The sequence below is a fragment of the Pediococcus pentosaceus ATCC 25745 genome, assembly GCF_000014505.1.
Classification (GTDB): Bacteria; Bacillota; Bacilli; order Lactobacillales; family Lactobacillaceae; genus Pediococcus; species Pediococcus pentosaceus.
The window spans coordinates 667,840-682,768 of record NC_008525.1 but is presented as its reverse complement, the minus strand read 5'-3'; the positions used below and the strand labels follow the sequence as shown (position 1 = coordinate 682,768).

6 protein-coding genes, 21 tRNA genes, 3 rRNA genes and 1 riboswitch are annotated in these 14,929 nt (G+C 43.1%); of the genes, 1 reads left to right on the top strand and 29 read right to left on the bottom strand.

Annotation, left to right across the window (positions count from 1 at the left end; genetic code table 11):
- Positions 1 to 33 precede the first annotated feature (33 nt).
- The gene (gene metK / locus PEPE_RS03135) at positions 34 to 1,224 is read right to left on the bottom strand and encodes a methionine adenosyltransferase (RefSeq protein ID WP_002833742.1); all 1,191 of its coding nucleotides are present in this window, start codon (positions 1,222 to 1,224) and stop codon (positions 34 to 36) included.
- Positions 1,222 to 1,302: riboswitch (SMK box riboswitch) on the bottom strand. Its footprint overlaps the gene before it by 3 nt.
- Positions 1,303 to 1,396: 94 nt before the next feature.
- Between metK and PEPE_RS03130 the strand changes: the two genes are divergently transcribed.
- Entirely contained in the window at positions 1,397 to 2,128 is a 732-nt protein-coding gene (locus PEPE_RS03130) for a hypothetical protein (RefSeq protein WP_011673184.1), read from the top strand.
- Positions 2,129 to 2,197: 69 nt separating this feature from the next.
- On the opposite strand, the gene spxB is transcribed toward PEPE_RS03130, so the two are convergent.
- The 28 genes from spxB to PEPE_RS02990 all read right to left on the bottom strand — a co-directional run bounded on the left by spxB (position 2,198) and on the right by PEPE_RS02990 (position 14,869).
- Positions 2,198 to 3,931 (bottom strand): pyruvate oxidase, encoded by a 1,734-nt coding sequence (gene spxB / locus PEPE_RS03125; RefSeq protein WP_011673183.1) that lies wholly within the window; start codon positions 3,929 to 3,931, stop codon positions 2,198 to 2,200.
- A gap of 271 nt (positions 3,932 to 4,202) precedes the next feature.
- Positions 4,203 to 4,276: transfer RNA gene (locus tag PEPE_RS03120), tRNA-Asp, on the bottom strand.
- 4 nt (positions 4,277 to 4,280) lie between these two features.
- Positions 4,281 to 4,354 (bottom strand) — tRNA-Met (locus PEPE_RS03115).
- Positions 4,355 to 4,387: 33 nt separating this feature from the next.
- Positions 4,388 to 4,459 (bottom strand) — tRNA-Glu (locus PEPE_RS03110).
- 23 nt (positions 4,460 to 4,482) lie between these two features.
- Positions 4,483 to 4,570, bottom strand: a tRNA-Ser gene (locus tag PEPE_RS03105).
- Positions 4,571 to 4,573: 3 nt separating this feature from the next.
- Positions 4,574 to 4,648, bottom strand: a tRNA-Ile gene (locus PEPE_RS03100).
- 18 nt (positions 4,649 to 4,666) lie between these two features.
- Positions 4,667 to 4,737, bottom strand: a tRNA-Gly gene (locus PEPE_RS03095).
- Between the two features lie 24 nt (positions 4,738 to 4,761).
- A tRNA-Phe gene (locus PEPE_RS03090) sits at positions 4,762 to 4,834 on the bottom strand.
- A 5-nt stretch (positions 4,835 to 4,839) separates the two neighbouring features.
- Positions 4,840 to 4,913, bottom strand: a tRNA-Asp gene (locus tag PEPE_RS03085).
- A 4-nt stretch (positions 4,914 to 4,917) separates the two neighbouring features.
- Positions 4,918 to 4,991 (bottom strand) — tRNA-Met (locus tag PEPE_RS03080).
- A 9-nt stretch (positions 4,992 to 5,000) separates the two neighbouring features.
- Positions 5,001 to 5,090: transfer RNA gene (locus PEPE_RS03075), tRNA-Ser, on the bottom strand.
- Positions 5,091 to 5,136: 46 nt separating this feature from the next.
- Positions 5,137 to 5,210, bottom strand: a tRNA-Ile gene (locus PEPE_RS03070).
- Between the two features lie 20 nt (positions 5,211 to 5,230).
- Positions 5,231 to 5,304 (bottom strand) — tRNA-Met (locus PEPE_RS03065).
- 39 nt (positions 5,305 to 5,343) lie between these two features.
- Positions 5,344 to 5,417: transfer RNA gene (locus PEPE_RS03060), tRNA-Pro, on the bottom strand.
- A gap of 9 nt (positions 5,418 to 5,426) precedes the next feature.
- A tRNA-Arg gene (locus tag PEPE_RS03055) sits at positions 5,427 to 5,500 on the bottom strand.
- A gap of 8 nt (positions 5,501 to 5,508) precedes the next feature.
- Positions 5,509 to 5,594: transfer RNA gene (locus PEPE_RS03050), tRNA-Leu, on the bottom strand.
- Positions 5,595 to 5,626: 32 nt separating this feature from the next.
- Positions 5,627 to 5,698, bottom strand: a tRNA-Gly gene (locus PEPE_RS03045).
- A 10-nt stretch (positions 5,699 to 5,708) separates the two neighbouring features.
- A tRNA-Thr gene (locus PEPE_RS03040) sits at positions 5,709 to 5,781 on the bottom strand.
- A gap of 59 nt (positions 5,782 to 5,840) precedes the next feature.
- A tRNA-Lys gene (locus tag PEPE_RS03035) sits at positions 5,841 to 5,913 on the bottom strand.
- A gap of 9 nt (positions 5,914 to 5,922) precedes the next feature.
- Positions 5,923 to 5,995 (bottom strand) — tRNA-Val (locus tag PEPE_RS03030).
- A gap of 5 nt (positions 5,996 to 6,000) precedes the next feature.
- Positions 6,001 to 6,117 (bottom strand): 5S ribosomal RNA (gene rrf / locus PEPE_RS03025).
- A gap of 95 nt (positions 6,118 to 6,212) precedes the next feature.
- Positions 6,213 to 9,136, bottom strand: a 23S ribosomal RNA gene (locus PEPE_RS03020).
- Positions 9,137 to 9,322: 186 nt separating this feature from the next.
- Positions 9,323 to 9,395: transfer RNA gene (locus tag PEPE_RS03015), tRNA-Ala, on the bottom strand.
- A gap of 5 nt (positions 9,396 to 9,400) precedes the next feature.
- A tRNA-Ile gene (locus PEPE_RS03010) sits at positions 9,401 to 9,475 on the bottom strand.
- 78 nt (positions 9,476 to 9,553) lie between these two features.
- Positions 9,554 to 11,130, bottom strand: a 16S ribosomal RNA gene (locus tag PEPE_RS03005).
- The 16S, 23S and 5S rRNA genes sit together here with 21 tRNA genes alongside, the layout of an rRNA operon.
- 449 nt (positions 11,131 to 11,579) lie before the next feature.
- A complete protein-coding gene (locus PEPE_RS03000) occupies positions 11,580 to 12,614 on the bottom strand; it encodes a lysylphosphatidylglycerol synthase transmembrane domain-containing protein (protein WP_002833897.1) in 1,035 nt (344 codons plus the stop codon).
- Between the two features lie 13 nt (positions 12,615 to 12,627).
- Positions 12,628 to 13,644 (bottom strand): glycosyltransferase family 4 protein, encoded by a 1,017-nt coding sequence (locus PEPE_RS02995; protein WP_002833898.1) that lies wholly within the window; start codon positions 13,642 to 13,644, stop codon positions 12,628 to 12,630.
- Positions 13,645 to 13,693: 49 nt separating this feature from the next.
- The gene (locus tag PEPE_RS02990) at positions 13,694 to 14,869 is read right to left on the bottom strand and encodes a glycosyltransferase family 4 protein (protein ID WP_002833899.1); all 1,176 of its coding nucleotides are present in this window, start codon (positions 14,867 to 14,869) and stop codon (positions 13,694 to 13,696) included.
- Between the last annotated feature and the right edge of the window lie 60 nt (positions 14,870 to 14,929).

The following is a 14,929-nucleotide window of genomic DNA, read 5'->3' as shown; positions in this document are numbered from 1 at the left end:
TTTAGACATCAACACAGCCATTAATCAAATTTTTTAGTTTTTAAAAAAGTCGTTTAAAGCTTCAACCTTATCCGTCTTTTCCCATGGTAGTTCAACGTCAGTCCGTCCGAAATGACCATAAGCAGCCGTCTGCTTGTAAATTGGACGTTTCAAATCTAACATTTCAATAATTCCAGCAGGTCGTAAATCAAAAATCTTACGAACGGCTTGTGTTAATTTTTCTTCCGAAACCGTACCGGTACCAAAAGTATCCACCATGACCGAAACAGGTTCTGCGACCCCAATTGCATAAGCAATCTGAACTTCAACCCTTTCAGCTAACTTAGCTGCTACAATGTTTTTGGCAATGTAACGAGCGGCATAACTTGCTGAACGGTCCACCTTAGTCGCATCTTTTCCAGAGAAAGCTCCACCACCATGACGAGCGGCCCCACCGTAGGTATCTACGATGATCTTACGCCCTGTCAAACCGGCATCCCCTTGTGGTCCACCAATAACAAAGCGACCTGTAGGGTTGATGTAGAAATTAGTGTTTTCATCTAAAAGAGTAGCTGGGATTACAGCTTTGATAACTTGTTCAATAACATCTTGGCGAATTTGTTCTAAAGTTACGTCAGGATCATGTTGAGTACTTAAAACAACCGTATCTACGCGAACTGGATGATCATTATCATCATATTCAACCGTCACTTCAGCCTTAGCATCTGGACGAAGATAGCTGATAACTTGTTCCTTACGTAGTTTAGCAATTCTTTGCATCAAATGATGACTTAACATAATTGGTAATGGCATTAATTCTTCTGTTTCATTAGTTGCGTATCCGAACATTAAACCTTGATCTCCGGCACCGATTTGGTTTAGTCGATCTTCATGGCCTTCACGCGTTTCCAAGGAATCATCAACTCCTTGGGCAATATCTGGAGATTGTTCATCAATAGCAACAATTACAGCACAATTTTCGCCATCAAATCCATATTCTCCACCTACATAGCCAATATCCTTAATGGTCTTTCTAACCACCTTTTGGATATCGATGTAAGCTGTTGTTGAGATTTCTCCCACAACGACTACTAATCCAGTCGTAACGGTTGTTTCACAAGCAACTCGTGCATCTGGATCGTTCTTTAATAGTTCATCTAAGATAGAGTCACTGATTTGATCGGCTATCTTGTCTGGATGTCCTTCAGATACTGATTCTGAAGTAAATAAATGTCTTTCTGACATGTAAATTCCCCCTAAATTTAATTTCGGTTACAAGGATCTTTTGGATAACTAATCCTATCGGGAACACTAGTAACTTACTAAGTCTATCACACCCACTCTTTCTTTTAAAGTTAGGTTGACGTTCCTGCGGCTTTTGTATACGATTAATGTCAGGAAACATAAGGAGTTTTATATGAATAAAATCAATCTACCAAAATTTAATTATCCTATTGAAAAAAAGAGTTATCTTCCCGCCATTAATGCTTTGTTACTCTCGGTGGTACCTTGGTATCTTAGTAGCCATTTTAGCTCAGAAATCTTCAGTAAGCATCTTTCTATTCAAATATTATTTTTCCTAGCAACTTTCATGGTAAATTTTCTTACTATCGATCGTCTAACTAACAAAACTAATTTACGTTTAATGGCGCCCTTGGCGATTATTCCAATTTTGACCTTTATAATTCTACTGTTCAGCGAAAACACTTACGTTGCACTTTTAGGGTTACTTAGTTTTGTGCCATTTCTGACTACTTTCCTACCATTTGAACAAAAAAATGGTGTAGGATTACTTACTTTTTCGCTTAGTGTCGGAACGTTAGCCCCACTTGCCTTTTTCTACATTCGAAATGGGTTTGTAACTTCGATTCTCTTGAAAATGGGCTTATTGTTATCCTTGATGATCATCGTAATTCTCTTTGCTATTTTTATTAAAACTAGTTTTAAGTTTGCAATATTTGCCTTAGCATTAACTTTAATCATTACGATTTTTGCTTTTATTCTTTTAAAGAGTTGGACAGCTTTAATTTATCCCATTTTAGCAGTTTTTAGTTGGTTTGTTCCTAAATTACACCTACCTCGGAACTTCACTTTGCTAGTCCTAATTGCTCTAATTGGTTTGGCTTCATTTTTTATAACCATCAATTAATTTCTTAAACAAATAAAAACGGACGAAAAATCAATCTTTGACTTTTTCGCCCGTTTTTTAGCATTTAAATTATGCTTCTTCTAATAATTTTCTGAAAGGAATCAATGATTCAGCATGATACTTCTTAACAAATTGTTCGACTGCTTCAGGATCTTGAGTTTCTTTATCCAAAAGTAGCTGTTCAACAGGAAGTGGTCTTAAGTTTGTAATCTTAATATCAATTACCACGGGGCCTTTACGATCTTTCGCTTTTTCAAAGGCTTGTTCCAGTTCGTCGTAGGTCCGAACTTCAAATCCTTCTGCCCCCAGTGCTTGGGCTGAAGTACCGTAATCTGCATCAATCAAATCTACACCAGAATGTGGTTGCTTGCTATCATCTTGTTCAGCTTCGATAAAGCCTAAGCTTTCATTTGTTAATATAACATTGATGATAGGCATATGATACTTAACTTGAGTTAGGACATCTTGCATTACCATGGCATATCCACCATCGCCTGAAATTGACCAAACTTGGCGATCTGGATATTCAGCTTGTGCTCCAATGGCTGCTGGTAAGGCATAACCCATTGTGGCATACCAACCTGAGGTCGTAAATCGTTGAGCTTGATCAGCTTTAAGGAAACGCATGCCATCGATCGTTACATTACCAACATCAACTTGGAAAATAGCATCATCGGTTGCTAAAGCATTAATCTTCGCAAAAACATTTTCAACATTTAAAGGTGTATCTTGCTGGCCCACAAACGAATTCTTCCATTCTTCCCAATTCTTTTTGTTTTCTAATGCTGCCTTATACCATTTGCTTTCAGCAGTAGTTTCAGCTTTTTCTAGCATCACCTTGAGGAATTTATGGGAGTCAGCTAAAATAGCCAAATCTACAACATGTCTTCTACCAAATTTACTTGCATCAATATCTACTTGGATATATTTAGCATCTGGGGCAACAAAGTAAGGCTGGAATGGAAAATCAGAGCCCACGAACATTACAGCATCTGCCGCTTGTAAAACTTCTACCCCTGGTTTAGTTGCTACTCGACCAGCCGATCCCATGTTAGCCTTATAACTGTCGGGGACAATTCCCTTAGCCAAGGCTGATGTAACAATCGGAATATGCAGTTTTTCAGACAATGCAATAATATCTGATCCAGCTCCTCTTGTACCTTGCCCGATGTACATCACTGGATGCTTGGCATTACTCAAAATTTCAAGCGCTTCGTCAACCTGCTTTACATCTGGTTCAGGTAAGATTGGTGCTTGATAAAGATTAGCTGATGAGACATAGTTATCTTCAATGGGTTGCCAACCTAAATCCTTAGGAATTGTAACTACCGCTACCCCACTATATTTGTAAGCTTGGCGAATAGCTTCGTCGACGACGTGTGGCATTTGTTCAGCAGTCATTACGGTTCGATTATAAACTGCAACATCGGTGAAAATTGGATTTTCATTTAATTCTTGGAAATAGTCCGTGTTCATTAATGTTGTAGGAACTTGTCCGACCAAGGCTAATACAGGCATATGATCATGCTTAGCATCATATAAACCATTAAGTAAATGAACTGCACCAGGTCCAGCTGATCCAAATGTAACTCCAAGTTTACCAGTTACCTTAGCTTCTCCGACCGCTGCCAGAGCCCCAACTTCTTCATGTCGAACTTGAACATAATTAATGGTGCTTTTCCGATTGTACAAAGCATTCATTGTCGAATCAAAAGATCCCCCTGGTAGACCATAAACGTTATGAACTCCCCATGATTCCAAAACTTTAATCATTGCATCAGATGCATTAATTTTTTCAGTCATATAATCCCCTCATTCCACTTCTTTTTAGTAAGTTTTTTACAAGGTTCATTGTAGTTCTATTCAATACATTTGTAAACTAAAACGTTATTATTTGTTAAATAAATGGTACTTATTTAACTTTACTTAATTTATCGGGATATTAAACTGAAATTAATTAAAAGTTCTCTAAGTGAAGCTCAAACTTACTTTAGGAGCTTAATTATTTTTATATACAAAAAAACACCTTATTCTAAAATAAGATGTTTTAATTGTTTTTTTCTACTTGTGCGAACGGTCCTAACGAGACTCGAACTCGTGATCTCCTGCGTGACAGGCAGGCGTCCTAACCAGCTAGACCATAGGACCATAATTGCGGGAGCAGGATTTGAACCTACGACCTTCGGGTTATGAGCCCGACGAGCTACCAGACTGCTCCATCCCGCGATAATATAAAGTTAATTAATAATCAAATGTTGATGACCCGTACGGGATTCGAACCCATGTTACTGCCGTGAAAGGGCAGTGTCTTAACCACTTGACCAACGGGTCATAAATATAAAATATACAAGCTACGGAGAAGGAGGGATTCGAACCCTCGCGCCGCTTGCGCGACCTACACCCTTAGCAGGGGCGCCTCTTCAGCCACTTGAGTACTTCTCCAAATGGGCCTAAATGGACTCGAACCATCGACCTCACGCTTATCAGGCGTGCGCTCTAAACCAGCTGAGCTATAGGCCCATATAAAAATATAACAAAAGCGGGTGACGAGAATCGAACTCGCGACAACAGCTTGGAAGGCTGTGGTTTTACCACTAAACTACACCCGCATAATAAAGGTATTAAATTGTGAATGGCGCGGGACAGAATCGAACTGCCGACACATGGAGCTTCAATCCATTGCTCTACCGACTGAGCTACCGAGCCATTTACGGTCCTAACGAGACTCGAACTCGTGATCTCCTGCGTGACAGGCAGGCGTCCTAACCAGCTAGACCATAGGACCATAATTGCGGGAGCAGGATTTGAACCTACGACCTTCGGGTTATGAGCCCGACGAGCTACCAGACTGCTCCATCCCGCGATAATTGAAAGGAGGATGAGAGATTCGAACTCTCGCGTGGTTTGACCCACCTGACGGTTTTCAAGACCGTTCCCTTCAGCCAGACTTGGGTAATCCTCCATAATAAAAATATACGTTTTACTGCCCTATACTAACAAAAGCTAGATGGACCTTGTAGGACTCGAACCTACGACCGAACGGTTATGAGCCGTTTGCTCTAACCAACTGAGCTAAAGGTCCAAGTTCGTATATTAACCCTATCGCGGCGGAGGGGATCGAACCCCCGACCTCCCGGGTATGAACCGGACGCTCTAGCCAGCTGAGCTACACCGCGATCTATATATTGAAACAATAAATGTATTTAAACATTTAATCGGGAAGACAGGATTCGAACCTGCGACCCCCTGGTCCCAAACCAGGTGCTCTACCAAGCTGAGCTACTTCCCGTTAAAACAATGCACCCAGTAGGAGTCGAACCTACAACCTTCTGATTCGTAGTCAGACACTCTATCCAGTTGCGCTATGGGTGCATAATAAGTGCCGAGGACCGGGATCGAACCGGTACGGTTATCACTAACCGCAGGATTTTAAGTCCTGTGCGTCTGCCAATTCCGCCACCCCGGCATCTTTGCTATAGTAGTAAGGGATTACTACTAAGCGGAAGACGGGATTCGAACCCGCGACCCCCACCATGGCAAGGTGATGTTCTACCACTGAACTACTTCCGCAAAATTGATATGCCGACTAGAGGATTCGAACCTCCGACCCCCTGTTTACAAGACAGATGCTCTGCCAACTGAGCTAAGTCGGCATTATCACTTATTAATGCCATATATTTACTTTTATGAAACATAGCACTAATTTGTGCTATGAGCCGTGACAGGCTCGAACTGTCGACCCTCTGATTAAAAGTCAGATGCTCTACCAACTGAGCTAACGGCTCAAAATATAATGGGGGATACAGGGCTCGAACCTGTGACCTCCTGCTTGTAAGGCAGATGCTCTCCCAACTGAGCTAATCCCCCATTTAGCATGGCAACGTCCTACCCTCGCAGGGGGCGATCCCCCAACTACTCTCGGCGTTAAGAAGCTTGACTTCTGTGTTCGACATGGGAACAGGTATATCCTTCTCACTATCGTCACCACACTCTGTGCTAACTTACGTTATCACTTGAGAAAACTTTTGTTCTCTCAAAACTGAACAATATCTATATTTTTCCTTCGAGATTCAACCACTTCTACTTGGTTAAGTCCTCGACCGATTAGTACTAGTCCGCTCCATGTATCACTACACTTCCACTTCTAGCCTATCTACCTGATCATCTTTCAGGGGTCTTACTTGCCCGAAGGCAATGGGAAATCTAATCTCGAGGTGAGTTTCACACTTAGATGCTTTCAGCGTTTATCTCATCCACACATAGCTACCCAGCGATGCTCCTGGCGGAACAACTGGTACACCAGCGGTGTGTCCATCCCGGTCCTCTCGTACTAAGGACAGCGCCTCTCAAATTTCCTACGCCCGCGACGGATAGGGACCGAACTGTCTCACGACGTTCTGAACCCAGCTCGCGTACCGCTTTAATGGGCGAACAGCCCAACCCTTGGGACCGACTACAGCCCCAGGATGCGATGAGCCGACATCGAGGTGCCAAACCTCCCCGTCGATGTGAACTCTTGGGGGAGATAAGCCTGTTATCCCCAGGGTAGCTTTTATCCGTTGAGCGATGGCCCTTCCATACGGTACCACCGGATCACTAAGCCCGACTTTCGTCCCTGCTCGACCTGTCTGTCTCGCAGTCAAGCTCCCTTCTGCCTTTACACTCTACGAATGATTTCCAACCATTCTGAGGGAACCTTTGGGCGCCTCCGTTACTCTTTAGGAGGCGACCGCCCCAGTCAAACTGCCCACCAGACACTGTCTCCCGCCACGATTAGTGGCGCGGGTTAGAGGGTTCATACAACGAGGGTAGTATCCCACCATTGCCTCCTCCGAAACTAGCGTTCCGGATTCTACGGCTCCTACCTATCCTGTACAAGCTGTACAAACACTCAATATCAAGTTACAGTAAAGCTCCATGGGGTCTTTCCGTCCTGTCGCGGGTAACCCGCATCTTCACGGGTATTATAATTTCACCGAGTCTCTCGTTGAGACAGTGCCCAGATCGTTACGCCTTTCGTGCGGGTCGGAACTTACCCGACAAGGAATTTCGCTACCTTAGGACCGTTATAGTTACGGCCGCCGTTTACTGGGGCTTCAGTTCAGAGCTTCGCTTACGCTAACTCATTCCCTTAACCTTCCAGCACCGGGCAGGCGTCAGCCCCTATACGTCATCTTACGATTTTGCAGAAACCTGTGTTTTTGATAAACAGTCGCCTGGGCCTTTTCACTGCGGCTGATCTTGCGATCAGCACCCCTTCTCCCGAAGTTACGGGGTCATTTTGCCGAGTTCCTTAACGAGAGTTCTCTCGCTCACCTTAGGATACTCTCCTCGACTACCTGTGTCGGTTTGCGGTACGGGTAGCTAAACTCTAACTAGAAGCTTTTCTCGGCAGTGTGACGTCAGGAACTTCGCTACTTAAATTTCGCTCCCCATCACAGCTTGTCCTTAAGAAGTAAAGCATTTGACTCTACTTCAGACTTACTGCTTGGACACCCTTTTCCAGCTGGGTGCTTTCCTTAGCCTACTGCGTCCCTCCATTGTTCAAACAAGTTTAACTAGTACAGGAATATCAACCTGTTATCCATCGCCTACGCCTCTCGGCCTCGGCTTAGGTCCCGACTAACCCTGGGAGGACGAGCCTTCCCCAGGAAACCTTAGTCATACGGTGGATAGGATTCTCACCTATCTTTCGCTACTCATACCGGCATTCTCACTTCTAAGCGCTCCAACAGTCCTCACGGTCTGCCTTCATTGCCCTTAGAACGCTCTCCTATCACGCCACCTAATGGTGGCATCCACAGTCTCGGTAATATGTTTAAGCCCCGGTACATTTTCGGCGCAGAATCACTCGACTAGTGAGCTATTACGCACTCTTTAAATGGTGGCTGCTTCTGAGCCAACATCCTAGTTGTCTATGCAACTCCACATCCTTTTCCACTTAACATATATTTAGGGACCTTAACTGGTGGTCTGGGCTGTTCCCCTTTCGACGATGGATCTTATCACTCACCGTCTGACTCCCGGACATAAATCGATGGCATTCGGAGTTTATCTGAATTCGGTAACCCTTGATGGGCCCCTAGTCCAAACAGTGGCTCTACCTCCACGATCCTAATTCCGAGGCTAGCCCTAAAGCTATTTCGGAGAGAACCAGCTATCTCCAAGTTCGTTTGGAATTTCACCGCTACCCACACCTCATCTCAGCACTTTTCAACGTACACGAGTTCGGTCCTCCAGTGCATTTTACTGCACCTTCAACCTGGACATGGGTAGGTCACTTGGTTTCGGGTCTACATCCGCATACTTATATCGCCCTATTCAGACTCGCTTTCGCTTCGGCTCCGTCTCTTCAACTTAACCTGGCATACGAACGTAACTCGCCGGTTCATTCTACAAAAGGCACGCCATCACCCATTAACGGGCTCTGACTTCTTGTAGGCACATGGTTTCAGGAACTATTTCACTCCCCTTCCGGGGTGCTTTTCACCTTTCCCTCACGGTACTGGTTCACTATCGGTCACTAGGTAGTATTTAGCCTTGGGAGATGGTCCTCCCGGATTCCGACGGAATTTCACGTGCTCCGCCGTACTCAGGATCCTGAACTGAGAGAATTTGATTTAACTTACGGGGCTATCACCCTCTCTGGCGAATCTTCCCAGATTCTTCAGCTATCAAGTTCTTTGGTAACTCAAATGTTCAGTCCTACAACCCCAGGAAGCAAGCTTCCTGGTTTGGGCTCTTCCCGTTTCGCTCGCCGCTACTCAGGGAATCGAATTTTCTTTCTGTTCCTGCGGGTACTGAGATGTTTCAGTTCCCCACGTTTACCTTCACACATCCTATGTATTCAGATGCGGATAATAGTCGATTAAAACTATTGGGTTGCCCCATTCGGAAATCCCCGGATCAAAGCTTACTTACAGCTCCCCGAGGCATATCGGTGTTAGTCCCGTCCTTCATCGGCTCCTAGTACCAAGGCATTCACCATGCGCCCTTCCTAACTTAACCTATCTTTACCTACGGTAAAGTGATTAATTGAGTTTAGCGATTAATCTTTGAACTAATCTTGTTTTATAACTCTTTAAATTACGCGGTTTTCTCTCGGTTTAATTATGATTAACAATTAAAATTAGAAAATTATAGATATTATTCAGTTTTCAAAGAACAAAAGAATAAACAACCTTAGTTGTTTAATGGAGAATAGCGGGATCGAACCGCTGACCTCCTGCGTGCAAGGCAGGCGCTCTCCCAGCTGAGCTAATTCCCCATGTATGGGCCTAAATGGACTCGAACCATCGACCTCACGCTTATCAGGCGTGCGCTCTAAACCAGCTGAGCTATAGGCCCGATACGCGTGCTCTGAGAGTAGACCTCTCAAAACTAAACAAAACTTTGACATAGTGTGGGTTTCCGTTTATTCCTTAGAAAGGAGGTGATCCAGCCGCAGGTTCTCCTACGGCTACCTTGTTACGACTTCACCCTAATCATCTGTCCCACCTTAGACGGCTAGCTCCTAAAAGGTTACCCCACCGGCTTTGGGTGTTACAAACTCTCATGGTGTGACGGGCGGTGTGTACAAGGCCCGGGAACGTATTCACCGCGGCATGCTGATCCGCGATTACTAGCGATTCCGACTTCGTGTAGGCGAGTTGCAGCCTACAGTCCGAACTGAGAATGGTTTTAAGAGATTAGCTTAACCTCGCGGTCTCGCGACTCGTTGTACCATCCATTGTAGCACGTGTGTAGCCCAGGTCATAAGGGGCATGATGATTTGACGTCGTCCCCACCTTCCTCCGGTTTGTCACCGGCAGTCTCACTAGAGTGCCCAACTTAATGCTGGCAACTAGTAATAAGGGTTGCGCTCGTTGCGGGACTTAACCCAACATCTCACGACACGAGCTGACGACAACCATGCACCACCTGTCATTCTGTCCCCGAAGGGAACCTCTAATCTCTTAGACTGTCAGAAGATGTCAAGACCTGGTAAGGTTCTTCGCGTAGCTTCGAATTAAACCACATGCTCCACCGCTTGTGCGGGCCCCCGTCAATTCTTTTGAGTTTCAACCTTGCGGTCGTACTCCCCAGGCGGATTACTTAATGCGTTAGCTGCAGCACTGAAGGGCGGAAACCCTCCAACACTTAGTAATCATCGTTTACGGCATGGACTACCAGGGTATCTAATCCTGTTCGCTACCCATGCTTTCGAGCCTCAGCGTCAGTTGCAGACCAGACAGCCGCCTTCGCCACTGGTGTTCTTCCATATATCTACGCATTTCACCGCTACACATGGAGTTCCACTGTCCTCTTCTGCACTCAAGTCTCCCAGTTTCCAATGCACTTCTTCGGTTGAGCCGAAGGCTTTCACATTAGACTTAAAAGACCGCCTGCGCTCGCTTTACGCCCAATAAATCCGGATAACGCTTGCCACCTACGTATTACCGCGGCTGCTGGCACGTAGTTAGCCGTGGCTTTCTGGTTAAATACCGTCACTGGGTAAACAGTTACTCTTACCCACGTTCTTCTTTAACAACAGAGCTTTACGAGCCGAAACCCTTCTTCACTCACGCGGCGTTGCTCCATCAGACTTGCGTCCATTGTGGAAGATTCCCTACTGCTGCCTCCCGTAGGAGTCTGGGCCGTGTCTCAGTCCCAATGTGGCCGATTACCCTCTCAGGTCGGCTACGTATCACTGCCTTGGTGAGCCTTTACCTCACCAACTAGCTAATACGCCGCGGGTCCATCCAGAAGTGATAGCAGAGCCATCTTTTAAAAGAAAACCATGCGGTTTTCTCTGTTATACGGTATTAGCATCTGTTTCCAGGTGTTATCCCCTACTTCTGGGCAGGTTACCCACGTGTTACTCACCCGTTCGCCACTCACTTCGTGTTAAAATCTCAATCAGTACAAGTACGTCATAATCAATTAACGGAAGTTCGTTCGACTTGCATGTATTAGGCACGCCGCCAGCGTTCATCCTGAGCCAAGATCAAACTCTCATATTAAATGATGAGTCTTTTTCAAGCTCATTAATTGTTTGTTTTGCGAATTGACTTCGCATAATGTTTTCTTACATAATCTTGCGATTTGTAAGACCCTACACTATTGATTGTCAAAATTTTGTTCAGTTTTCAAAGGTCTACTATCGTTGTCATATCAACGTTGTTAGCGCTTTTGACAACTATTTAACTATATCATCGAGAGCAATTATTGTCAACAACTTTTTAAAAGTTTTTTTAAACAATTTCTTGTTCTCAACGACCGAGGCGTTAACCTCGCTTGACCAGTTTACCAAACTTCGTTATATCTTGTCAAGAACTTTTTTCATTTCTTTTTTATCAAGATTTGAAGTTTAACCAGTCGTACGTGCCCTTCAGAAGAGCACTTAAATATATTATCAAGATAACGGGGATTGGTCAACCCTTTTTTGAAAAAAAAATAAAAACGAGTGAAATCACTCGTTTTTAACTACTTTTACGCGGTTTACTTTATGTGGTTTAACTACAGTTGCTACCATCCCAGCGAACATTCCGAAGTAATAGGTTAGGATTCTCCAGATCATCATAGCTAAGACTAACTTACTATTATTACCAACAAACTGAGCGAAGATGACACTAAAGCCGTATTCGGCTCCCCCCGCTCCCCCTGGAATTGGAAATAAAGAGATAACCATGAAGATTAGCACATGTAAACAAGTAACCATTACGATATTAACATCGCTTTTTCCTAAAGCTAATAGGATAAAATACGGGATTAGATAGTAGAAAAGCAGTTGTAAGAAAGTCACCAGGGCTACTTTAGCTAGTAATCTCCACTGTGATTTCATCCTGACACTCTCTTGATAAAAGGAGTCGACCTTCTCATTTAACGTAACCTTCCAAGTTGTGTAACGTTCCTTACTGACAAAATGCTTAATTGGTATAAAAATAGCCGATATCAGCCGCTTAGTGAAGTTATGCCAATACATAATCATCAACAAGCCAATAATCACCGCTAAATGGATTAAAAAGCCAAATAAGACAAACCAAGATAAGAAACGGATTTTCTCTTCAAGGTACTGAAAGCCGATCAATAAACTAAAAATGAAGTTGATGACGACCATAGACTGGAATACCACAAACTTCATTAGTAGTACCGAGCTCGCTCGACCTCCTTCAATCCCATTTTGCATTAAAGCCACCAATTGAGCGGGTTGTCCCCCTGATGAAAAGGGTGTGATCCCGTTAAACAGCTGTTCAATTAGTGGAATTCGGATAGCATCCCTCCATGATAAACGATCCCCGTTACTTTGAATCAACATTTTGGTAGCTACTGCTTCTAACCCGAGGTATAACACAATGCATCCTAAAGCTACAAGTAGCCACCACATATTCAAGTGGACAACATCCCGTGCCATCTGATTCAAATTAACGTTTCGTAATGAAAAGCCAAAAATTATAATACCAGCTAGAATCATCACCGCAAGGACTACTTTATTCCTCCTTGACATAGATAAACTCCCCCTATTTGGTCAAAGATGAATAAAAGTCTAACCATATATCAGCTAGATGGTCTTCAGAGTATTCTTCCGAAGCTTCGTCTGATAGCTGCTTAAACTTATTCAGCCTTTCTTTATCTTCTGATACTAATTTGAGTTGAGTATTCATATCCTCATAATCTTGAGTAGGTATATAGTACCCCTTAATAATGGAATGATACAACTCTAAGTCCCTCAACATGACTGGAACACCACAGCTAAAGGCTTCTAAAACCGACATTGGAAATAACTCGTTGTATGAAGGTAATAGAAATAGGTCGGCCGCATTATAGTATTCTACCAACGCATTACGATCTACAATCCCCGTAAATTTTAAATTACGAGGTGGATTATCAACCACCTGCTTCAAATCGGCATATCCATCGGTTAATCGACCAAATGAAAAACCTCCTGCCCAGATAAAATACTTATCAGGGTTATTCTCCGCAAGTTTGATAAAATCTTTAACCCCTTTACGTTCTTGGACTTGTCCGATGCCTAGCACGGTAAAACGGTTATTAACCTCCAAACGTTCCCGTACCGCATCCCGATTTGCCTCTGTAAAACGGTAAAATTCATTCTTACGGACAAAATTGGGAATATAAGTAATAATATCCCGACTAATCCCATAAGCAACTAATTTATCAATAAATGTGGGGTTCACCACTACAATATGATCCATTCGCTTATAAAACGAGATAATGTATTTATAAAAAATAGAACGGAAAGGTTGTGGAATATTTAAACTTCCCTCAATCGTTTCCGGTAAAAAGTGCACATAACCGACCTTAATTCCCCTTTTTTTAGAAAAGGTTGATAAATAGAAATTAGGGTCGATGGTGTGATAGTGACTAATATCAGCCTTAGTAAATTTATTGATTGAAACATCGATTTGCTTTGGAAAATGGGTCTTCAACAAACGAATGAGTTCTTCATACGCACTGCCGACACCTTGCCCCTTTACCTTACTAGCTGATGAAAACATGTTGACCTTAATTGGCATACCTTAACCCCTAACATTAAACAAAATTATTCTGATTTTAACCCCGATTCTATTCAGAATCTTCGTCTAACTCTAAATCTGTATGTGTACTAATTGCACTACTATAGTAATCAACAACTTGCTTACCAAAATAATCCGCTGAAATCTCATAGAGTTTCTTTTCACGTGGTGCTGGATCATTATAAGCATCTGGATGTTCAATGTAGTCCTTGATTGCAGCTACTAATTGATCTTCAGTATTAAACACTTTTCCTAAAGAAATATCATCTAGTAGTTCATCTGTATAAGGACCTGACTTAGCAACCACCTTTAAGTTCGATGCTAAAGCCTCAATATATGTAAGACCTTGTGATTCAGTATCTGAAGCTGAAACAAATAAATCAGCTAGTTGATAAAAACCATAGACGTGATCATTGTTGATTTCTCCGGTAAATTGGACACTATCTTCTAAATGTAAGTCATGCACTTGGTTTTCCAGACTGGTGCGCGCTGGCCCATCCCCTACAATTAGCAGTTGTGCATTGGGTACCTCTTTTAAGATGGCTGGAAAACTATCAATCACTTCTTGAATATTCTTCTCGTAGGCTAAACGACTTAGTGAAAGAAGAATAGGACTACTTTCGTCGTAACCCAATTTTTCTCGCCACTGCTTACGCTTGTTTGGTTTTTGATACTGTTCTAGGTTGACCCCCGTTGGGATTACTCGAATCGGAACGTTAATGCCATATCCTTCAATCGTATCTAAAACTCGTTCACTAGGAGCAACAATTCCGTCGATATGATAACAAAAGGCCCGCGTCATCTGTTTAACATGATATGGCTTGAGCAATTTACCATTAGCAACGTAGTGCAAGTAGTCTTCGTACATGGTGTGATATGTATGAATAAGTGGTATTTTCAAAGACTTAGCCACAAACTTTCCCATCCAGCCTAGTGAAAACTCAGTTTGCGTGTGAACAATGTCCAAGTTTAACTCTTTGGCCAGCTGAGCAGCCCGAATAAATCCACTAACTGCAATCCTCCGATCTGTAAAAGATACGAACGGAACACTCGTAAACCTAAAGATGTTCCGTTCGTATACATTGGTATCGACCTTAGGATCTGTAGTAGTGAAGATATACACTTGATGACCTTGCTTTTCAAGCTGGTCTCGTAGTGTTTTTATCGATGTAGCTACTCCGCTTACCTGCGGAAAGTAGGTGTCGGTAAATAATCCAATATTCACAGCAAATCTCCCTTTCCATACTAAATAACTATGTGTTGGTGTTAATTATATTGGTTTAAA